The organism is Actinomadura sp. 6N118 (assembly GCF_044326415.1).
Taxonomy (GTDB): domain Bacteria; phylum Actinomycetota; class Actinomycetes; order Streptosporangiales; family Streptosporangiaceae; genus Spirillospora.
Genome location: NZ_JBIRAZ010000030.1, coordinates 11,656 through 29,940, shown reverse-complemented (window position 1 = coordinate 29,940; position 18,285 = coordinate 11,656). Strand labels below are relative to the sequence as shown.

General features: G+C 68.2%; 22 protein-coding genes. 10 read left to right on the top strand and 12 right to left on the bottom strand.

Going from position 1 to position 18,285, the window contains the following annotated elements; translation table 11 throughout:
- Positions 1-115: 115 nt before the first annotated feature.
- The gene (locus tag ACH34W_RS48200) at positions 116-1,216 is read right to left on the bottom strand and encodes a hypothetical protein (protein ID WP_395967984.1); all 1,101 of its coding nucleotides are present in this window, start codon (positions 1,214-1,216) and stop codon (positions 116-118) included.
- A gap of 94 nt (positions 1,217-1,310) precedes the next feature.
- Between ACH34W_RS48200 and ACH34W_RS48195 the strand changes: the two genes are divergently transcribed.
- Both ACH34W_RS48195 and ACH34W_RS48190 read left to right on the top strand, forming a co-directional pair.
- Complete coding sequence (locus ACH34W_RS48195; protein ID WP_395967983.1) at positions 1,311-2,048, top strand: TetR/AcrR family transcriptional regulator; 738 nt, start codon at positions 1,311-1,313, stop codon at positions 2,046-2,048.
- Between the two features lie 131 nt (positions 2,049-2,179).
- Positions 2,180-2,311, top strand: a complete 132-nt coding sequence (locus ACH34W_RS48190) for a hypothetical protein (RefSeq protein ID WP_395967982.1) — start codon at positions 2,180-2,182, stop codon at positions 2,309-2,311.
- Positions 2,312-2,444: 133 nt separating this feature from the next.
- Here ACH34W_RS48190 and ACH34W_RS48185 read toward each other — a convergent pair whose 3' ends face one another.
- The 3 genes from ACH34W_RS48185 to ACH34W_RS48175 are packed head-to-tail and all read right to left on the bottom strand — an operon-like array spanning position 2,445 to position 5,568.
- The gene (locus tag ACH34W_RS48185) at positions 2,445-4,205 is read right to left on the bottom strand and encodes an FtsX-like permease family protein (RefSeq protein WP_395967981.1); all 1,761 of its coding nucleotides are present in this window, start codon (positions 4,203-4,205) and stop codon (positions 2,445-2,447) included.
- A 2-nt stretch (positions 4,206-4,207) separates the two neighbouring features.
- The gene (locus ACH34W_RS48180; protein WP_395967980.1) at positions 4,208-5,029 is read right to left on the bottom strand and encodes an ABC transporter ATP-binding protein; all 822 of its coding nucleotides are present in this window, start codon (positions 5,027-5,029) and stop codon (positions 4,208-4,210) included.
- The gene (locus ACH34W_RS48175; RefSeq protein WP_395967979.1) at positions 5,026-5,568 is read right to left on the bottom strand and encodes a PadR family transcriptional regulator; all 543 of its coding nucleotides are present in this window, start codon (positions 5,566-5,568) and stop codon (positions 5,026-5,028) included. The genes ACH34W_RS48180 and ACH34W_RS48175 overlap by 4 nt, the downstream gene beginning before the upstream one ends.
- 649 nt (positions 5,569-6,217) lie before the next feature.
- On the opposite strand from ACH34W_RS48175, the gene ACH34W_RS48170 reads away from it, so the two are divergent.
- Positions 6,218-6,748 (top strand): hypothetical protein, encoded by a 531-nt coding sequence (locus ACH34W_RS48170; RefSeq protein WP_395967978.1) that lies wholly within the window; start codon positions 6,218-6,220, stop codon positions 6,746-6,748.
- Positions 6,749-6,849: 101 nt separating this feature from the next.
- On the opposite strand, the gene ACH34W_RS48165 is transcribed toward ACH34W_RS48170, so the two are convergent.
- A complete protein-coding gene (locus ACH34W_RS48165; protein WP_395968064.1) occupies positions 6,850-7,200 on the bottom strand; it encodes a hypothetical protein in 351 nt (116 codons plus the stop codon).
- Between ACH34W_RS48165 and ACH34W_RS48160 the strand changes: the two genes are divergently transcribed.
- Entirely contained in the window at positions 7,168-7,767 is a 600-nt protein-coding gene (locus ACH34W_RS48160; protein ID WP_395967977.1) for an SDR family NAD(P)-dependent oxidoreductase, read from the top strand. The genes ACH34W_RS48165 and ACH34W_RS48160 overlap by 33 nt on opposite strands.
- Positions 7,768-8,138: 371 nt before the next feature.
- Here the strand turns inward: ACH34W_RS48160 and ACH34W_RS48155 are convergent, their stop codons facing one another.
- Positions 8,139-9,362 carry an RNA-guided endonuclease InsQ/TnpB family protein gene (locus ACH34W_RS48155; protein WP_395967976.1) on the bottom strand — a complete coding sequence of 408 codons (1,224 nt, stop codon included), beginning with the start codon at positions 9,360-9,362 and terminating at the stop codon, positions 8,139-8,141.
- Positions 9,363-9,520: 158 nt separating this feature from the next.
- Here ACH34W_RS48155 and ACH34W_RS48150 point away from each other — a divergent pair, with 158 nt between their 5' ends.
- The gene (locus tag ACH34W_RS48150; protein WP_395967975.1) at positions 9,521-9,907 is read left to right on the top strand and encodes a hypothetical protein; all 387 of its coding nucleotides are present in this window, start codon (positions 9,521-9,523) and stop codon (positions 9,905-9,907) included.
- A 131-nt stretch (positions 9,908-10,038) separates the two neighbouring features.
- Here ACH34W_RS48150 and ACH34W_RS48145 read toward each other — a convergent pair whose 3' ends face one another.
- The 3 genes from ACH34W_RS48145 to ACH34W_RS48135 form a co-directional block, all read right to left on the bottom strand.
- Positions 10,039-10,401, bottom strand: coding sequence for a hypothetical protein (locus ACH34W_RS48145; protein ID WP_395967974.1), 363 nt, complete (start codon positions 10,399-10,401; stop codon positions 10,039-10,041).
- Positions 10,402-10,742: 341 nt separating this feature from the next.
- On the bottom strand, positions 10,743-10,952 hold the full coding sequence (locus tag ACH34W_RS48140; RefSeq protein ID WP_395967973.1) for a CDGSH iron-sulfur domain-containing protein: 210 nt from the start codon (positions 10,950-10,952) through the stop codon (positions 10,743-10,745).
- 17 nt (positions 10,953-10,969) lie between these two features.
- Positions 10,970-11,983 carry an iron-containing redox enzyme family protein gene (locus tag ACH34W_RS48135; protein ID WP_395967972.1) on the bottom strand — a complete coding sequence of 338 codons (1,014 nt, stop codon included), beginning with the start codon at positions 11,981-11,983 and terminating at the stop codon, positions 10,970-10,972.
- A gap of 481 nt (positions 11,984-12,464) precedes the next feature.
- Between ACH34W_RS48135 and rox the strand changes: the two genes are divergently transcribed.
- Positions 12,465-13,889: a rifampin monooxygenase gene (rox, locus tag ACH34W_RS48130; RefSeq protein ID WP_395968063.1), complete on the top strand. Its 1,425-nt coding sequence runs from the start codon at positions 12,465-12,467 to the stop codon at positions 13,887-13,889.
- A 283-nt stretch (positions 13,890-14,172) separates the two neighbouring features.
- Here rox and ACH34W_RS48125 read toward each other — a convergent pair whose 3' ends face one another.
- A complete protein-coding gene (locus ACH34W_RS48125; protein ID WP_395967971.1) occupies positions 14,173-14,559 on the bottom strand; it encodes a winged helix-turn-helix transcriptional regulator in 387 nt (128 codons plus the stop codon).
- An 87-nt stretch (positions 14,560-14,646) separates the two neighbouring features.
- Here ACH34W_RS48125 and ACH34W_RS48120 point away from each other — a divergent pair, with 87 nt between their 5' ends.
- From ACH34W_RS48120 to ACH34W_RS48105, 4 genes are all read left to right on the top strand, one after another.
- The gene (locus ACH34W_RS48120; RefSeq protein ID WP_395967970.1) at positions 14,647-15,396 is read left to right on the top strand and encodes an alpha/beta fold hydrolase; all 750 of its coding nucleotides are present in this window, start codon (positions 14,647-14,649) and stop codon (positions 15,394-15,396) included.
- Positions 15,397-15,464: 68 nt separating this feature from the next.
- Positions 15,465-15,902 carry an MFS transporter gene (locus ACH34W_RS48115; protein ID WP_395968062.1) on the top strand — a complete coding sequence of 146 codons (438 nt, stop codon included), beginning with the start codon at positions 15,465-15,467 and terminating at the stop codon, positions 15,900-15,902.
- A 153-nt stretch (positions 15,903-16,055) separates the two neighbouring features.
- Positions 16,056-16,265, top strand: coding sequence for a hypothetical protein (locus ACH34W_RS48110; protein ID WP_395967969.1), 210 nt, complete (start codon positions 16,056-16,058; stop codon positions 16,263-16,265).
- Between the two features lie 64 nt (positions 16,266-16,329).
- Positions 16,330-17,232 (top strand): NAD(P)-dependent oxidoreductase, encoded by a 903-nt coding sequence (locus ACH34W_RS48105; protein WP_395967968.1) that lies wholly within the window; start codon positions 16,330-16,332, stop codon positions 17,230-17,232.
- A gap of 128 nt (positions 17,233-17,360) precedes the next feature.
- Here the strand turns inward: ACH34W_RS48105 and ACH34W_RS48100 are convergent, their stop codons facing one another.
- Positions 17,361-17,861: a DUF3237 domain-containing protein gene (locus ACH34W_RS48100; RefSeq protein WP_395967967.1), complete on the bottom strand. Its 501-nt coding sequence runs from the start codon at positions 17,859-17,861 to the stop codon at positions 17,361-17,363.
- Positions 17,858-18,253, bottom strand: a complete 396-nt coding sequence (locus tag ACH34W_RS48095) for a nuclear transport factor 2 family protein (RefSeq protein WP_395967966.1) — start codon at positions 18,251-18,253, stop codon at positions 17,858-17,860. The genes ACH34W_RS48100 and ACH34W_RS48095 overlap by 4 nt, the downstream gene beginning before the upstream one ends.
- Positions 18,254-18,285 lie beyond the last annotated feature (32 nt).

Sequence of the window (18,285 nt, the reverse complement as noted above, 5' to 3'; positions counted from 1 at the left end):
GCGAGTCTCCTGTCTGCAGGCGGCAGTCCTTGGGCCGGTCAGTCGGGGCTGATGCAGCGGTGCGCAAAAGCCTTGGGCCGGGTCAGTCGTCGGTGATGCGGCGGCCTGCGACGGGTCAGCCATGGGTGATGCCGCGGTGTACGAAGGTGGGGCTTGTGCCTGGGTTGGTCCACGCTGCGGTGAGTTCGCTGGAGGGGAAGAACTGCAGGAACCGGGGATCGCTCTGGCTGCGGTCGGCCAGGGTCTTCTCGAGGATGATCGAGTTGTACTGGTCGGCGGTCGACTCGATCGTGTTGGCGTTGAGCACGATCTCCTGCTGCCAAGACCGCGCCCATTTCGCCAGGCCCGGCAGCTTGGAGTGCTCAGGGGTGAGGGCTTCGGCGGCGATGACGTTCTCGCTGCTCACCCAGATACCGGTCGAGGTGTTCAGCACGAGGCTCTGGTTGCCGAACACGTGCCCCGGCGTCTTGACGACCGCGACTCCGGGACCAAGGACCACCGAGCCCTCGATGGGCAGGAAGGCCTCCGGCGAGACGTCGCGATAGGCCGCGGGCTGATACCAGGGCCGCTGGAGCGGGTGGAGCTCTGCCATGCCGGCGAGTTCGTCGCGCTGCACGATCACCTTCGCGTTCGGGAAGGCCGCCCGCGGCCGCCCGTCCAGGTCGTCCTGGTGCGCCGTCGTCCCTACCCAGCGGCGCAGGTCCTGGGTGTGCAGATGGTCGAACATCAGATAGTCGACGTCCTCGGGGCCGACGCCCAGCCGGGCCAGATGTCCGAGCACCGTGCCGTGCACCTGAACCATGCGACGTTCGACCACAGCAGGGGTCCGTTGCGAGAGGTCGTCGAAGTACGGCGTGTACCGCCCGAGTTCGTGGTCGGACGGCTCGAACAGCAGCACCCGTCGACGTCCACCTGACTCGGTCCACCGGATCACCAGCATCCGGTTCGTGATCGACAGGAACGGCGCCAGCGCCCGCGACGCCCGGAACAACCCGAACCGGGTCGGATACGGGAGCGTGACCAGGTCGCAGGTGACCACGCTGTCCGGCGTACCGGTCGAGGGGAACTCGCGGCGAAACGCCCGGCCCCGGGCTCGGACCGCCCGCAACCGAGCCCCAGGGCCACCGTCGGCCTCGCTCGGATCGGTCAACGTGTCGATCCGGTCGCCGATGCTCGGCAGGTCCACGACCTCGGCCGTCCCCCACGGGAAGCGCATCGCCACCTCCTTTTATCCACAGCGTGGTTTTATGTCCGTCACGATATATCCACGCTGTGGATTTTTGCAAGGATGTGCGGCATGATGGGGCCCCATGACCGCCAGGACCGCACGCCGAGGGCGCCCGCCCAAGGGCGAGAGTCAGCTGTCCCGCGAGGCGATCGTCCAGGCGACCCTGCAGGTCATCGACGCCGACGGCGTCAACGCGGTCAGCATGCGGGCGGTCGGGCGGGTGCTCGGGGTCGACGCCAAGAGCCTCTACAACCACGTCGATGACAAGAACGGCCTACTGGATGCGGTCGCCGAGCTCCTCCTGGGCGCCATCGCGCTGCCGGAGCTCACCGGTGACCCGCGGGTCGATCTGCGGGCGATCGCCTACGCCTTCCGCGAGCGGGCTCTGGCCCACCCCGAAGCGGCCTCCCTCGTGCTCACCCGCCAGCTCGGCTCCTTCGAGGGGCTCGCACCCGTCGAGGCGGTCCTGGTCGTCCTGCGCGACGCGGGCTGTCCCCCCGATGAGTCCGTCCACCTCCTCCGGACGTTCGTCGCCACCCTCATCGGCGCGCTGCTGCGTGAAGTCAGCGCTGGACCCACCTACGGCACCACCGACACCGCCGGAATCGCGCAACGCCAATCGACCCTTGAAGCCAGCGGCCTTCCCGCGGTGGCCGACGCCGCGCCCTACCTCGCCCGATTCGACGGCGCCGCCGAGTACGAGTTCGCCGTGAACCTCGCACTCGAGGCCCTCGCCACACGGCTCGGCCACCACCATCGTCTGAATCAGCGGATCGCCCTCAACCACGGCCCCAACTCCCGTCCCAAGGATGAACTCTGACCGGGGCATGGTGTCCAATCTGAGAGTCGATGCTCATCCGCTGCCCGACGTGCCGAGCGCCGAGCAGCGGATGAGCATCTCACAGCAGGTCCAACAGGTCGTGGATCAGCCTCTCGGCGCGACGTCGCCTCGTGCGGGTCGACGGTCACCACGATTTTGCCGGTGTACCGGACGTAGACCAGGCGCTCACCTTGCTGGCCGACGAGGTGGTGTGCGAGGCGCCGAACGGCACGTTCGAGGGAGTGGAGGGCTACCGCCGCTAATAACGAACCCGCAGGTGGGAAGTGTCGGCAACTCGTGCCGTGAATCAACGTCGGTGAACGGTCTGCCGATGGGTTCCGACACATGCTCAACGATGAGGACGGGTACCGATCAGCAGCCCTGGTGAAGGGCCCGTCAGGCGGTTTCGGCGTTGAGGGCATGTCCGGCGAGGCTGCGGGTGTGGGCCCATGCGGGGAGGGCGGTCAGCGCTCCGACTACCAGCAGGATGCTGAGTGCGGCGGTGAGCAGCCATGATCCCGGGGGTGTGACCATGTCGCCGATGAGCCAGTACAGGCCGAGCCCGGCTGGAATACCCGCTGCCACTCCGGGCACGGCGGGTAGAAGTTGCGCGGTGCAGAGCGCTGTGACGACCTGGCCGGGGGTGGCGCCGAGGGTACGGGTGATGGTCAGGGTGCGCCGGGCCTGCACGGCGGTGCTCCAGCCGAGGAGCACGGTGTTGAGCGTGGACAGTGCCACTAGCGCGAGTGTGACGGCGAGCAGCACCTGGCCGGTATGGTCTGTCCGCACTTCGATGGGGCCGAACCGTTTGAAGGCGGGGGTCGCGGCGAGTTCGGCGTGGAAGGTGAGCACTGCGGTGACCATGAGGGTGGTGGCGGCCGTGCCGGCGGAGGCCAGGGCGGCGCGGCCGGGCCGACGGGTGAGCAGCCGGATGCCGAGCAGCAGCGACGTGGGCAGATACGCTGTCACGGCGTTCAGGTGCGGGTGATGCTTGAGCATGTGAGCGGGGTCGGCCAGGGCGTGGACGGTGCTGGTGCGGGCGGCGCGCACGGCGGGGCCGAGCGCACCGGTCACGGCGACCACGATGGCGAGGAAGACCGCGGCGGTGACGGTGTCGCCCCCCGGAGGGCTGACGGTGTTGAGCAGCCCGTCACTGGGATCGACCAGGTGGGGTGCGGCCAAAGTCCCGGCGGCCAATCCGAGCGCGGTGGCCAGGAACGTCAGCAGCAGGTACTGCGCCAGCAGTACGGCGGTGATGGTGCCGGGTCCGGCGCCGACGGCCTTGAGCAGCGCGGCACGCCGGTTGTCGCGGACGGCGCGTACGGTGGCGAGCGCGGCGAGGGTGACGAGCGCGGCGACGGCGAGCAGCCAGCCGCCGACGACCAGGGCAGGCCGGCTGAACCTGATCATGGCCGTGTCCGTATGGAGGACGTCCTGCCAGTAGTGGTAGTGATCCATGGCGGCCTGGGCAGCCGCGGACTCGCCGAACTCGTCGGTCGCAGCAGGGTCGGACAGCCTCAGGTAGATCAGGTAGAGACTGGGCGCGTCGCCCGCCGCCGCGCGGGCGTCGGCGGTGGTGAGCCAGACCAAGCCGCCGGCGTCGGACGCCCCGACCCGCGCCAGGTCGGCCCACGGATAGACCGCGGTGGCCGCGCTGACCGCGGTCCCGACGACCGGCATGCTGCGCCCGCTGACGGTGATGCTGTCGCCCACGCGCACGCCGAGTATTTGCGCGAAGCCGCGCTCGACCACCGCGCCGCCGGGACGCACCCAGTTACCGGAGGTCACCAGCGGCTGGTCCACGGCGGACGGTGAGGTGCCGCGCCCCTCGATCGCAGAGTGCGCGGAACGGCCGTGCGCTCGGATGGTGGTGTCGAACGCGAAGAACGGGCCGCCGATCGCGGTCACGCCGGGCAGGTGTGCGACGCGCGAGGCAAAGCCGGCGGGGTCCGGGTCCGTCGTCGAGGTCATCACGTCGGGGCCGGCGGTGGCCGCGCGGGTCTTCGCGTACCCGCTGGCCACGGCGTTGTTGGCCGCCAGTCCAAGGGTCAGGGAGGAAGCGGCGACGGTGACGGCGAGCAGGAACATGAGGGCCTCGCCGGGCTGGCGCCGCAGGTCGTGCAGGATCAGGCGCCCCATCAGCAACAGATGCCCCATGCTCAGTCCTCCCAGCTCAGCAGTGCGCCAAGCCCCGTGCTGCTGCCACGGCCGTTCAGGCGGGTGTCGTCGGCCAGCATCCCGTCGCGCAGGGAGACGATGCGGTCCGCCGTGGCGGCGACTCGCTCGTCATGGGTGACCATGACCAGGGTCTGGCCGGCGGCGCGCAGTTCGTCGAAGAGGCGGAGGACGTCATGGGTCGCGGCGCTGTCGAGGTTTCCGGTGGGCTCGTCCGCGAAGACCACCAGCGGCTCGTTGACCAGGGCGCGGGCGATGGCGACCCGTTGCCGCTGCCCGCCGGACAACTCCGAGGGCAGATGCCGGGCACGGTCGGCGAGCCCGACCTGGTGAAGGAGTTCGGCGGCACGGATGCGGGCGGTGCGTGGTGAGGCGCCGGCGAGCAGCGCGGGCAGCTCGACGTTCTGTGCCGCGCTCAGCTCGTGCATCAGGTGGTAGGCCTGGAAGACGAAACCCACAGCGCGGCGCCGCAGCCGGGCCAGCGCGCGCTCGCCGAGGTGGTCGATGCGACGCCCGCCGAGCCACACCTCGCCCTCGGTGGGCCGGTCGAGACCGCCCAGGAGCTGCAGCAGCGTGGACTTGCCGCAGCCGCTGGGCCCGGTCACGGCGAGCGTCTGCCCGGAGGGAACATCGAGGTCGACCCCGTCGACGGCCCACACCAGACTCTCGTCCTCCCCGTAGGTGCGCGTCAGGCCGACCGTCCGCAGCGCCGGCCCGACCGCCTCACCGGGTTGGCGGGCGGCCGGGCTGCGGTCCGCGCCCCTTCGCCGCGACCGGCCCCTAACCCGCTGACCGTCTCTGGTCATCCGTTTCCTCCGCTTTTCCCACGTGTGGCGCGCGCGGACCAGGTCCGCTCGCACGCCTCCAGCCAGCGCAGATCGGCCTGCAACCGGAGGGCGATGCCCTCCAAGAGCAGTCCGGCCTCCGAATTCGTGTCGTGAGAAAGGGCGGCGTGCTGGGCCGCGGCGAGGCTGCGCATCAGCTCCCGCCGCCGCGCGTCCACGAGCGCGAGCGGATCGGCCAGGCCCGACTCGGCGGCGGCCACCAGCTTCAGGTGGACCTCCGTCATGTCCGCTTTGGGCCCGGCGGTCTCGGCCATCCATGCGGCCACGCGCTCCTGCCCGGACGCGGTCAGTGCGTACACCTTGCGCCGCGGGCCGCGCACCGGCGCGTCCTCACGCTCCTGGACGACCAGGCCCACCTTTTCGAGCCGGCTGAGCGTCACGTAGACCTGCCCCGCGTTCAGCGTCTCGCCCAGCGGTCCCAGTGCGGCGACCAGCCGTCTGCGCAGGTCGTAACCGTGCGACGGCTCCTTGGCCAGCAGCGCCAGCACCACGTCCTGCACGGATCACCCTCCTCTGCGAGCCTCAATAGATAGCGGTTAAGTAAAAGGGCGTCAAACCGCCCCCTGCCCCATCCACGGCCGGGAAGGTGCACCTCCTCCGCGCCGCAGCGCCACGTCACACGGTGCCCTCGCCCCCGGGCGAAATTCGCCTTGCAACGATCGTTGGTCATCGCGTGGCGCAGCATCCACCGAAGCCCTCTACGCCCGCGACCGGACCCCACCCTCCGACAACCCAGCCGTGAGGCGCCACCACCACACCAGCAGAGCCCCACCAACCGCAGTGCCGCTACACGGCCCAGACACCCCGGCTGTACGGCGGGCGCTCGGCATCCCGAACACCATCACCTCGGGCCAACCGGGCACGACAAATACCGAGTCAGAAAAGGGTGCCGTTCCTCTCGGGGGGCGGGCTGTGGCTACGTAGGTGAGAACCGAGAGTGTTTATCTGCCGGTTCTGAGATCACTGACGATCTCGAGTCGCGGTGATGTTGGTGACTTCCGAGAGCACCGCGGCTTTCCTTGCGGGAAGCAGGGCCAGTGACTTGTCGCAGACAGGCGCAGCCGAGCCCGCCCGTGAGCCTGAACCGCCATGTGCGGCGACGTCGGTCACCTAAGGTGAGCTGATCGTCGGATACCAAGAAGGGCGGTCATGGCGGGAGGTGTACGCAAGACGGTGCTGGCCCTGCTCGCCGTCTGCGTTCTGGTGAGCCACGACCAGGGCCGTCCCCTGCTCGGTGTTCACCACGGACGAGGGTTCACGGTGGGCCACCCTGCCGGCTGGATCGTGGACGACAACCCCGGACTGGTGGAGCCGCTGGTCATGTCCGCGCGGCCCTTCTGGCGGCAGGTCCCCGCCCTGCGTGTCGGGGTCCGTTCCGCGAACGCAACCCCCGAGAAGGCAGTGGAGAACCATCTCAAAGAGTTCGCGTACTACGACGACTTCGTACTCAAGGAGCGTACGAGGGTGGCCGTAGGGGGCGGGGCTGTCGGTTATCTGCTTCACATGACGTTCAGCCAGGTCAGCAGTGACAACGAACGCTTCCCCAGCGAGGAGACCACGTTGGTCACCACGACGGGCAGGGGCGAGGTGCTGGAGGTCGAGTTCCACTGCGAGCCGAGCGGATGTGGGCCACGTGACCCGACGGTCCGCGCGATCATGTCCACGGTGACCGTGTCCTGAGACAGCGGTCAGGCCGCGCGCCACCCCAAGTGCTCCGAGCGGCTGATGGCCAGGACCAAGTCGCGGTCCAGCGGCAGCCAGCCTCACAGCGTCAGGAATCATCACAATCCCGCATCTCCGCCTGGACAGCCGCCAACCGGGCGTTTCCCAATCGCACGCCTTCGGGCTGTCAGGGATGCGCCGAGCGTTATGAAGTGGCGACGGCGGCGTCCTGCCGCCACTCGACCCCCGCCGGCGGTTATCGAGGGTAGGTCCAGGCGCGGCCGGTGTCGCGGTACTCGTGGACTCCGATGGGCTGTTGGCCGTCGCGCATACGGTCGGTGTAGAGCCGCCCGTTCAGGTGGTCGATCTCGTGGCCGAACCAGACGGGCCAGGCCGTCACGGAACACGGTGATGGTGCGGGTGCCGTCCAGGGCGGTGTGCTCGACCTCCACATTGCGTCGCCGGGGCACCAGGCCGCGCACGTCGAAGAAGGACAAACAGCCCTCGTACCGCTGGACATCCTGGTCAACAACGCGGCCTGCGGAAACCAGGACACGGTACGCGCCGGGACGGTCGACCTGCTGACCCCCGGCCAGTTCGACGAGGTCTTCGCGATCAACGTGAAGGCGCCGCTGTTCCTCGTCCAGGTGACGCTGCCGCTGATGCCTGACGGTGGGCGCATCATCAACATCTCCTCGCTCGCCACGTGGGTCGCCCTGCCCGGCCAGATCGCCTACGCGATGGCCAAGGGCGCCCTGGAGGTCATGAGCCGGACGCTGGCGAACGCGCTGGGCGAACGCGGCATCACGGTGAACACGGTGAGCCCCGGCGCCACCGACACCGATGTGACCGACATCCTGCACAATCCCGAGATCCGGACCGTCCTGACGGAGCTGACGGCGCTCGGCAGGATCGGCCAGCCAGCCGACATCGCCGACGCCGTAGCGTTCCTCGCCTCAGACGACGCCCGCTGGATCACCGGCAACGTGCTCGACGCCACCGGCGGCGCGTACCTCGGCCCCATGTGGGCACGCTAGTCGCCCACCGCACCCAGGCAGCCGCACGCGCCTGTGGTGCCCATGTCACAGGCGCGCCACAGGCGCGTCGGCGCACCGGAAGGGCAGCCCGGCCGACGTTATGAAGATCGCTTACGCTGGCGCCGATTCGGGACGTCAGTGGCGTTTCATGGTCCGCCGCTCCAGCATGATGATCTTCATGCCGCTTCGCTCGCTCCCCTCGGAGTGGCCCACCGCACACGCTCCAGCATCATCGTGGCAGGAAGACCATTGGCTTCACGCGAATCGCCCGTTCCCTGATGGCGGCGGCCGTCACCGCCGCCGCAGTCACCGTCCTGGCGCCGCAGCGCACGCGGACACCGAACGCTGCCTTCTCAGCAACGACTCCAGGGTCAACGACCTGGCCTTGAAGGGCTGGGTTTGCGGCTCGTGACAGTCCCTGACGGGGAGGACGGTGACACGGCCGCATGGGGCAGGTTGACAAATACCCACGCCGTGCGTGCGCGTCTTTGGACGTTCACGGCGGCGATGTGGTCGGCGGGGCCAGCGAGCCCGCACCGACGACAGGAGAAGTCGTCCCGGGTGGAACGGTTCTTTTTGGAGACGTGCCCGCAGCGCGGGCAGGTCTGGGAGGTGTAGCGCGCGTCCACGCTCACCACCGGCACCCCGGCCCGCATGGCCTTGTAGCCGATAAAGGTTTCGAGCTGGTGGAACGGCCAGGACGAGATGGTGGCCCGCTGGTGCCGTGGAACCCTTGTCCGGTCACGGATGCCGCTCAGGTCTTCCAGGGCGATTCCGCGTCCGGTGCGTTCGGCATCGGCCACCACCGCCTTGGCGATGGTGTGGTTGATGTGGGTGGCGTGCCGGGTCTCCCGGCGCGCGCGTTTCTTCAGCTTGCGTTTGGCGGACTTGGTGCCCTTGGCCTGCAACTCGGCCCGCACCCGCGCCATCCGCCGCCGGTACTTCTCCAGGCCCCGGCCCTGATGGTTCTGGCCGTCGGAGGTGGTGGCGAGGTTGGCGATGCCCCGGTCCACGCCGATCCAGTCCCTGGGATCGGTGTTCAGCGGCGCTTCGGGGATGTCGCAGGTGGCGGCCAGGAACCACTTCCCGTCCCGGAACAGCAGGTCCGACTCGCCCTGCCGGTGCTCGGCCAGGGTCTTCAGCTGCGCGGGCGACCCGGTGTAGGCCACGCCCTTCAGGCGGCCGTGCACCGTCCACAGCGACACCGCACGGGCGTCGTACTGCCACGACAGATTCCGGTCGTCAAAGGGGTGCGCCGCGTCGGGGCGGAAGGTGATCGGCTTGGACTCGGCCTTGAGGCGGCGCGGCGTGCCCTCCTCGCCGAGCCGCCCGGCTTTGATCTGGCCGCGCAGTGTCGTGTAGGCGTCCACGACCTTCTTGATCACCCGGACGACGGCCTGCGCCCCCAGCCCCTGCGACCTGAGCTCGGTGTAGACGGCGCGGTGCAACGGCACCTGCCGGACCCTCAACCCGAACCGGTCGTAGGCCACCGCCGATGCGTGGTTCGCCGCCGCATTACAGGCGTGCAGGGTCGCCGCCAGGGCCGCCGCCTGCTCGGGCGTCGGCAGCAGCTTCACCTGCACCACGACCTTCACACCCCGAACAGTAACCAGCAGCACCGACAAAATCACTCAACGCAACCAGCTGTGCTCCGCACCACCACAACCACCCAGAAAAGCACGATCACCGTGCCGCACCACGCCGCGTTTCCTCTCCGCTCTTATGGACGGGGTCTCCACGCTGGAGGTATCAGATGAAGAAGACCTTCCCGACGCCCGGGAACAACACCCGCTTCGCCATTAACCTCTGCGTGGTCAAGGCGTCCAACGGCAAGCACTGGGCCTACGCGGACGTCCACTGGAACGACGGCGGCGACTCCGACGTCGATGACAGGCGCAAGTTCGACCAGGTCGTCTTCTTCGTCCGCCTTGAGCGCAACAACGTCAGGGAGCAGCTCCAGCTGTGCGATGCCCGCCGCAAGATCAACACTGAGAAGAGCGGCATCGTGTTCTGCTCGACCGAGGTCGATCCCTCGACGGCCAACGGAGGCTGGACCGCCGACGGCTACGTCCAGTACGACATCGACCGTGACGGCGAGGGCGCCAAGACCTGGGAGTGGCACGGGTCCCCGTCTCTCTGATCCCGCCGTCAGGCGCCGATGCGGCTGGGGTGCGTGGCCGGGGTAATGGGTGGCTGCGCACGGTCGGCGACTGACAGAGAGGCCTGAAGGGCTCCGTCCCGAAATCTGGGACGGAGCCCTCATTTCAATCGCTAGCAGCGGACGAGGCGGAGGGTGTCACCGGGGTAGCGGATCTTTGAACGCTTGCTCTTGAGCGTCTGACCGGGCTTGATGCGCTGGCACGAGCTGTCGGGCGCCTTCCGCCACACGAACTTGATCTTGTAGGACTTCCGGCAGGTGTTCTGGGCGTACCCGGTCCTGGTGATGTGCCCGGCCTTCTTCCACACCTTGATGCAGCGGGGCAGCGGGGGATGGGCGGCCGGCGCCTGCGACGCGACCGGCTGGGACGCGGCCGGCTGAGCGGGCGCCGATGCCGCGGCGTGGCCGGCGTTGGGCGCCATCGGCACGATCAGGCCGGCCACTACGGCCGCGCCGATCATCTTCGTCGTCCTCATTCCGGACTCCTTCCAAGCGGTGCCGTCGTGCCTCTCACGACGAGCGGTCCCGCCAGTGGAGTGCCTCGACGACCTGGGCGGGAAGCCGATCACCCGGCCAGGACAGTCCCGGACAGTCCCGTCCACCCAGCCTTCGGCCGTACCGCATACCCGGGCCAACCGATCGCGCGAGCACCAAATCGACATGAGCCCCCGGCCTGCTGTGCTCCTGGACCTGCTGCGTCGATCAACGCGTCGTCGACCAGCACCCTGGCCGAGGACCGGACCGGTCGGGGTCGGGTCGGGTCGGGCGTCACCAGGCGCACGTTGTTGTTCCTGCGGGTGCAGGGCGCGGGAACGGCTCAGGGGGTGCTGCGGGCGGCGCCGCGCAGCGCGTGGTTGCCGTCGCAGAACGGCTTGAGGGCGGACAGGCCGCACCGGCAAAGCGCGATGGTCTCCCGTCCGGGGTCGATCTCCTCGCGGTCTCTGTTCTGGAGCTTGTAGGCGCCCCGCACGATGACCGGTCCGTTCTCGTAGACGGTGATCTCGACCGGTGGCTGCTCGTCCGACATGAGCTGCTCCTGCTCTCTCAGACCGTGGCCAGCTCGCGCAGCGACGTGACCTCCGCCGCCCACGCCCCGGTGACCGTGGTGGCGAAAAGACCCCGGATGTTGAGCGTGCCCAGGGCGCCGATGACGACGCGGTCCCATTCGGCTGGGTAGTCGGCCACGAACGAGCCGCACATGTCGTGGGCGGCCAGCTGCTCGTGCACGGCGTCGGCGAGGACGTGCTCGTCGTAGAACCAGCGCGCCTTCTTCGACGCGCCAACCCGGGCCAGGCCTTCGCTGAAGCGGCGGTTGATGAACGACGAGCCGATCTCGGTCGCCGCGAGGTTGCCGAGAATCCCCCCGCGCCAGCGGTGGTGCAGGCCGAACATCGACCTGATGGTGTGGAGGCAGAGCCCGACGGCCGGGATCTGGTCGATGTACGCCCCGTACTCCGGGTCGAGGTCCAGCTCGGACATCAGGATCGCGTACAGATCGGAGTGGCTGCGGCCCGGCATTCCGCCGCCGTACTCGTCGGCCTGGATCTCGATCAACGCGCTCTTGGCGCGGCCGGTCACCCGCGGGATGGCCCACGTGTGGGCGTCGGCTTCGTGCAGACCGTCGATCGACCGGATGATCACCATTTCCTTGAACTGCTCAAGGGTCGCGTTCTGGTGCATGAACTTCAGCAATCCGGCCGGGGTCGAGGGGCCGCAGATGTCCATCAGGAACGCGGGCACCCCCTCTGGAGTCAGGTCCTCAGGCAGCCGCACCTCGGCGAGGACGTCCCGCTCGAACACGGCCTCCAGGGCGCCGCGCACGGTCAGTAGCGACGGCTGCCACTCCCACCGCTCGTCGACGCCTTCGAAGCCGTCGTAGGTGAGCCCGTAGCAAGTCCACAGGCTGATTTGGACGTCCTCATCGGACCTGGCGTCGGCGGTGGTCTCCGGGAGCGCGTCGACCAACTCGGTGAGCTGGGACGGCACCGGTCCGGGTTCACCGGACAGGCAGGCGAACAGGGCGGTGCTGATGGGTCCTCGGGGAGCGGGCAACCGCATGGCGTTCTCCGATCTGATGGGTCGGCGCGGTGGCGCGGACCGCCGCCTCGATCGTCATGAGGCTCAATATGCCAACCGTTCTTGACATGCGGCTGGCCGCACGCTGACACATGGCACCGGTCAGCGTGCGGTCAGCAACCGCACGGGCGCCTTCGGAGTCGTGATCACTTGGCTGGGAAAAGGGTTGGACGGGGTGATGCTCGGGCTTGTAGCTTCCAGTCGACCGTGACACCGCCCGAGGAGGTGAGACCCATGAACGCTGTATCGACGTGGGTGCTCCCCTTCCTTTCACGGTCGGGCGATTGACGTAGGTGTCGCCGGGAGCGCCTCGACAACAAGGCACTCCCGAAAGGCAACACCTATGCACTCTCCGCAATTCGCCGCCGAGCCGTCGTCGAACGATATGGTCGAGCGCGACTCCACCGTGGGCGACGTCCCCGGACTCTCGTCGTCGGCCTCCGGCGCCGATCGCGCGCCCCTCATGTTCGACGTGATCATTGCCGGGTGCGGGCCGGCTGGTGCGATGCTGGCCGCCGAACTGCGGCTGCACGATGTGCGGGTACTCGTTCTGGAGAAGGAAACCGAGCCCGCGTCGTTCGTCCGCATAGTCGGTCTGCATATTCGCAGTCTCGAGCTGATGGCGATGCGCGGACTGCTGGATCGCGTTCTCCAGCATGGAAGACAGCGTCCGGCAGCCGGCTTCTTCGCCGCCATCCCCAAACCCGCCCCCAAAGGCCTGGATTCCGCGTACGCCTATCTGCTGGGCATCCCGCAGCCGGTCATCGTTCACCTGCTCGAAGAACATGCGATCGAACTGGGTGCGCAGGTCCGGCGCGGTTGTGCGGTGGCCGGTTTCGAGCAGGACGACGAGGGTGTGACCGTCGAGCTGGCAGACGGGCAACAGCTGCGTTCGCGCTATCTCGTCGGCTGTGACGGCGCACGCAGTACGGTGCGCAAACTGCTCGGCGTCGGATTCCCCGGCGAGCCCTCACGGACCGACACGCTCATGGGCGAGATGAAAGTGGGTGTGCCGCAGGAGGAGATCGCCGCCAAGGTGGCCGAAATCAGCGAGACCCATAAGCCATTCTGGCTCAGGCCGTTCGGCGAAGGGATCTACAGCGTCGTAATCCCCGCTGCGGGAGTCAGCGATCGCGCGCAACCGCCCACCCTCGAGGATTTCAAACAACAGTTGCGCGCCATCGCCGGAACCGATTTCGGCGTGCACTCCCCGCGCTGGTTGTCCCGCTTCGGCGATGCCACCCGGCTGGCCGAGCGTTATCGAGTCGGTCGGGTGCTGCTGGCCGGCGATTCGGCGCACATCCACCCGCCTATCGGCGGCCAGGGCCTCAACCTGGGCGTTCAGGACGCGTTCAACCTCGGCTGGAAACTGGCCGCACAGATCCGCGGCTGGGCGCCGGAAACACTGCTGGACACCTACCAGGCCGAACGTCATCCGGTCGCCGAGGACGTGCTGGACAACACCCGCGCCCAGATGGAACTGCAGTCCACCGAACCGGGCCCGCAGGCCGTGCGCAGGCTGCTCACCGAACTGATGGACTTCGACGAGGTGAACCGCCATCTGATCGAGAAGATCACCGCGATCGACATCCGCTACGACTTCGGAGAAGGCCCCGACCTGCTCGGCCGCCGCCTGCGCGACATTGACGTGAAACAGGGCAACCTCTACGGTCTGCTGCATCGCGGCCGCGGCCTGCTGCTGGACCGCACCGAACGCCTGACCATCGGCGGCTGGTCAGACCGGGTCGACTATCTCGCGGATCCCACTGCGGTACTGGATGTTCCGTGCGTCCTGCTACGCCCCGACGGCCACGTTGCCTGGATCGGCGACGATCAGCAGGACCTGGACGACCACCTCTCCCGCTGGTTCGGCAAACCCGCCAACTGATTTCGCCTGAGCAACCGAAAGGCCCGTGAGGAGGATCGGAACGGCCAGTAGCGACTGACCATCGGGAGGCTGGAGGCAGCATCAGCCGTGGTGCTCTGACGCCAGGGTCGTCCTGCGAGGAGGGTTGGCCTCCGAGCGACGACCGGAAGACGGCGGAAGAGCACCTGCTCCAGCAAACCCTCGATCACCGGCGGCTCCCCACCCACCGACCGCAGCGTGTTTTGAAACCGCCCGCGCTGGTGGGGTTCTCGTCGGCTGGCGGCTTCGGTGTTCTCGTCGCTTGTCAGCCGCGGTCGTCGTAGGCGCGCCGGGCCGCGAGCAGGTTCGGGGCGGCGTGGCGGGCCCAGTCCGCGAGCGCCTCCAGGGGCTCGCGGATCTGCGCAGCCAGCGGAGTGATGGCGTACTCCACGCTCGGCGGCGCGGTCGGGTGAACGGTTCGGGTGATCAGGCCGTTGCGTTCGAGGCTGCGGAGGTTGAGGGTCAGCATCCGGCGGCTGACGCCCGATATGGCGCGTTCGAGCTGGGTGAATCGTCGAGGTCCCTCACCCAGCTCGACCAGGATCTGGATGCACCATTTGTCGCCGATCAACCTCAGCACCTCCGGGAGCGGGCACTCGTCGTTGGGTGCGGGGGTGACCTGGTCTGTTACTGCGGTGTTCCGTTGCGCCAAGAAAGTGCCTCCTTCCGGAAGTGTCGATCATGTCTCAGGATGTGCCCCGTTACAAGTCGTAACGTTCCTGGACAGAGAGATGTCTCCATGCCTTTCACACGAAGCAATGGCCACAAGATCGCCTACGAGGTCGTGGGGAGCGGCTCGCCTGTCGTCCTGCATCCAGGAATGTTCGAAGACGGAGGGCATTGGGCCCACCTCGGCTACACCAGTGTGCTGGCGGCATGTCACACGGTGATCTCCATCGATCCACTCGGGCTGGGTGGCAGCGGCGCGCCTCGCGGGCGCGCAGCCTACGCGGCAGAGCGTCGGGCCGCGTACGTCATCGCCGTGCTGGACGACCTCGGCCTGGACCGGGCGGCCTTCTGGGGGTACTCACTAGGCGCGATGACGGGTTACGCGGTGGCCGCGCACGCCCCCGAGCGGCTGACCCGGCTGGTGGCCGGGGCCTTCGACCCCAACGGCTTCATGGCGGTAGTCCCGGACACGCTGGCCGCACTCGGCCTGCCCGGCGACTTCGACGTCTACGAGATCGTCAAGAAGGGCGCATTGGAGTCCGCCTATCAGACCGCTCTGGTCGAGTCCGGCGACCCAGCCGCGCACCGCGCCAACTATGAATCGTTCTCGCAGGAGCCCAGCCTGGGCGGCGGGTTGGCTGCCTCTGGTGTGCCGACGCTGATGTACGCCGGTACGGCCGATCCCTGGCACGACCCCATGCGTGACTACGCCCGCGCTCAGGGCATGGAGTTCTTCTCCATCGCCGACGCCGACCACGGCGGCGCCATCCGGCGCCCCGACGAGGTCCTGCCCCGAGTACTGCCCTTCCTTAGTCTGTGAACCTGGCGTTCAGGAGGGCTCGGTCATGATCTGGTTGCTCGGGACAGCCGGCGGGTCATGACGTTGATCTGCGTGGCCGCGCGTTCGGCCTGTTCAGCGCGATCGTAGGCTTCGCCCCCATCGTCGGCGGCTTCCTGCTGGCCCACCTCAGCTGGAGCTGGATCTTCTTCATCAACCTCCCGGTCGGAATCATCACCGCCGGGCTGGCGCTGAGGTTCACGCCGTCCATGCGCTCACGCCGCCGACACCGGCTCGACCAGGTCGGCGTCGCGCTGGACCATCGTCGGGCTTTCCCGCAACAGTCAGGCGTCATCCGACATGAGCGGACCGCCATGACTGCAGATCAGACGAATACGCCGAACCCTCGACGGATAGTGCGGCGACCCCGGTGCAGACGACTTCGCGCGCTGCCCCTCGGCCGAGGCCCACACCCGCGCCGCGATGAACTCCCGCACGTCGCGGAGCTCCCAGGAACGCCCTGGGCGGTCTTGGGCCGGGCCGGGTAGTCGGGCGCGCAAGCCGGATCGACTTCCACCTGCTCGGAGGCGAACCCGTCCACCTCCGCTGGCACGAGATAGATGAGCGCTCATTTAATTGACACTTCCGCAACTGCTGATTATCTTAGCGCTCATCTAGTCAGTCCTCGGCGAAGGAGTGCCATGTCCTACCCCGCCCGCTACTTCGGTGAGCATGGCGAGACCAGCGCCACCTTCCGGCCCGCGACCGCCGCGACCGCCGCGACCGCCGCGACCGACTTCGTCTCCAAGCCCGTCGCCGCCGACGGCCCCAATGTCTCCCAGGGCACCGCCTGTCACTACCTGTCCACCGCTGGTGAGCACGGCCTGTACCGGGTGGACTCGGCGTCCTGAACGCGCCAGCGGCAGTCACTCCTTCGAAGACATCAGCCGTCCCTTCGATACGAAAAGGATCACCATGACAGCGACAACCGATGACAGCATTGCCGTCACTGGCCAGGTCACCGTGCTCGGCCTGGGTGACATGGGATCGGCGATCGCCAGGACGTTCGTCGAGCGCGGATATCGCACGACCGTCTGGAACCGGACCGCGAGCAAGAGTGCGCCGCTGGTCGACGCCGGCGCCACGGCGGCCGCGACGGCCGCGGAGGCGGTGGCCGCGAGCCCGCTCGTGGTGGTCTGCCTCCTCGACGGCGCAGCGGTCGACGAGGTGCTGGCCTCGGTCGATGCCGCGGTCGCGGGCAAGGCGCTGGTGAACCTCACGAGCGGCTCTCCCGGCCAGGCGCGGGCGAACGAGCACTGGGCGAACGAGCGCGGCGCCGAGTACGTCGACGGCAAGCTCATGGGAGACCCGCCGTACATCGGCACGCCGAACATCATGATTCCGATCAGCGGCTCCGGCAGCGCGTGGGCCCTCCACGAGTCGACGCTGCGGGAGTTGGGCACTGTCACCTACCACGGCGCGGACGCCGGCTTGGCCGCCGTGGAGTTCATGGCCCAGGTCGCGGTGGCCTATGAGTTGCTCATCGGCTACCTGCACGCACTGCGGCTGGTCCAGGCAGAGGGCGTCGACGTGGTGCAGTTCGCCGAACGCGTCGCAGGTTCGATACCCGCTTACCCGCCGTTGCTGACCTCGATGGCACGGGCGGTCAACAGCGGCGACCACCCGCCGGACCTCGGTTCGCTCAACGTCCAGGCCGCGCTGATGGACGACATGATCAGCCATCGCGAATCCGTCGGCGTGGAAGCCATGCGGATGCGGGAGGTCAAGGAACTGATGGATCGCCGGATTGCCGACGGACACGGCGAACAGGGCTTCTCGAGCCTGTTCGAGCTTCTGACGAAGCACAGCCGCACGTAGGCCGCCCGCCCCACCCATGTGGGCGTGACAGGGATTCCCTGTCACGCCCACACCCGCCGCCATGGGCTCAGGCGTTCCCCACCTCGGTCGTCACCGGCGGCCCGTACAGCCGAAGTCCACGCGTGCTGCTACAGAATCCGATACATCCGGTGGTCGATGCGGCCATGACCGTATTCCCCGTAGCCGACCACGACCAGTCCGGACAGCCATGAGTAGCGCTCGTCGGATGTCTCGAACCTCGGCGTCGGCCGCACGTAGCTCTCGTCGACCGGCAGCCGCTCCCCGCCGGCCAGACGCTGTCGGCCATCGGGCGGGAACCGGAGTACTCCGGTCGAGTCGTAGTGGATGAGGACACCGTCGTGCGTGCGCAGGGTCGCGCGAACGTCCATGCGACTGATCCCGTCGGCTCCCAGCCACACCCAGTCGCCGCCTCCGGGCAGCATTTCGCCCCGGAAGCCCGGCCCGTTGAAACGGCCGCCCTTGGTCACGAACGTCATACGGGTACCGAGCGGGGTCGAGATCATCTGGGCTGGTTCCAGATCGATGCTGAGATCGCAGAGATGTTCGACGGGCAACGCATCGAGCAACGCCCGATCGAACAATGGCGTGGCCGTGTCGGCGGCACTCACGCGGCCCCACCCGCGAACGCCGCCTTCAACTCGGCGAAGTCGAAGAAGGTGTCCTTCCGTGTGACGAGGCCGTCGGATGCCACCTCGACGACGTCGAGAGCGTGAACGCCCCGACGATCTTCGCCGGGCCGCTGGAACGTCAGCGTCCAGTCCAGAACCCAATGGCCGCTACCGAACAGCAGGCGTCGCTCTTCGAAGCCGAAGCCCGGGTAGAGCTCGAAGACCTGCGCGAACTCACGCCGCAGGCCCTCGCGGCCATGGACTGCGGCACCGCGACCATGGGCCTGGAACTGCGAGTCGGGAGTGTGCAGAGCAACGATCGCGTCGACGTCGTGCGCCTCCCAAGCGGCGAAGTATCGCTTCGCGATCGCGGAAAGATCCTGCGTTGTCATGGAACTCCTCAGGTCGGATGCCCCGACGCTAA

Excerpts from the sequence above, each read along its gene's own strand:
- ACH34W_RS48185 (WP_395967981.1), bottom strand. The coding sequence starts at position 4,205 with ATGGGGCATCTGTTGCTGATGGGGCGCCTGATCCTGCACGACCTGCGG.
- ACH34W_RS48195 (WP_395967983.1), top strand. The coding sequence starts at position 1,311 with ATGACCGCCAGGACCGCACGCCGAGGGCGCCCGCCCAAGGGCGAGAGT.
- ACH34W_RS48120 (WP_395967970.1), top strand. The coding sequence starts at position 14,647 with ATGCCTTTCACACGAAGCAATGGCCACAAGATCGCCTACGAGGTCGTG.
- ACH34W_RS48095 (WP_395967966.1), bottom strand. The coding sequence starts at position 18,253 with ATGACAACGCAGGATCTTTCCGCGATCGCGAAGCGATACTTCGCCGCT.
- ACH34W_RS48140 (WP_395967973.1), bottom strand. The coding sequence starts at position 10,952 with ATGTCGGACGAGCAGCCACCGGTCGAGATCACCGTCTACGAGAACGGA.
- ACH34W_RS48200 (WP_395967984.1), bottom strand. The coding sequence starts at position 1,216 with ATGCGCTTCCCGTGGGGGACGGCCGAGGTCGTGGACCTGCCGAGCATC.
- rox (WP_395968063.1), top strand. The coding sequence starts at position 12,465 with ATGTTCGACGTGATCATTGCCGGGTGCGGGCCGGCTGGTGCGATGCTG.
- ACH34W_RS48145 (WP_395967974.1), bottom strand. The coding sequence starts at position 10,401 with ATGAGGACGACGAAGATGATCGGCGCGGCCGTAGTGGCCGGCCTGATC.
- ACH34W_RS48105 (WP_395967968.1), top strand. The coding sequence starts at position 16,330 with ATGACAGCGACAACCGATGACAGCATTGCCGTCACTGGCCAGGTCACC.
- ACH34W_RS48180 (WP_395967980.1), bottom strand. The coding sequence starts at position 5,029 with ATGACCAGAGACGGTCAGCGGGTTAGGGGCCGGTCGCGGCGAAGGGGC.
- ACH34W_RS48170 (WP_395967978.1), top strand. The coding sequence starts at position 6,218 with ATGGCGGGAGGTGTACGCAAGACGGTGCTGGCCCTGCTCGCCGTCTGC.
- ACH34W_RS48110 (WP_395967969.1), top strand. The coding sequence starts at position 16,056 with ATGTCCTACCCCGCCCGCTACTTCGGTGAGCATGGCGAGACCAGCGCC.
- ACH34W_RS48150 (WP_395967975.1), top strand. The coding sequence starts at position 9,521 with ATGAAGAAGACCTTCCCGACGCCCGGGAACAACACCCGCTTCGCCATT.
- ACH34W_RS48135 (WP_395967972.1), bottom strand. The coding sequence starts at position 11,983 with ATGCGGTTGCCCGCTCCCCGAGGACCCATCAGCACCGCCCTGTTCGCC.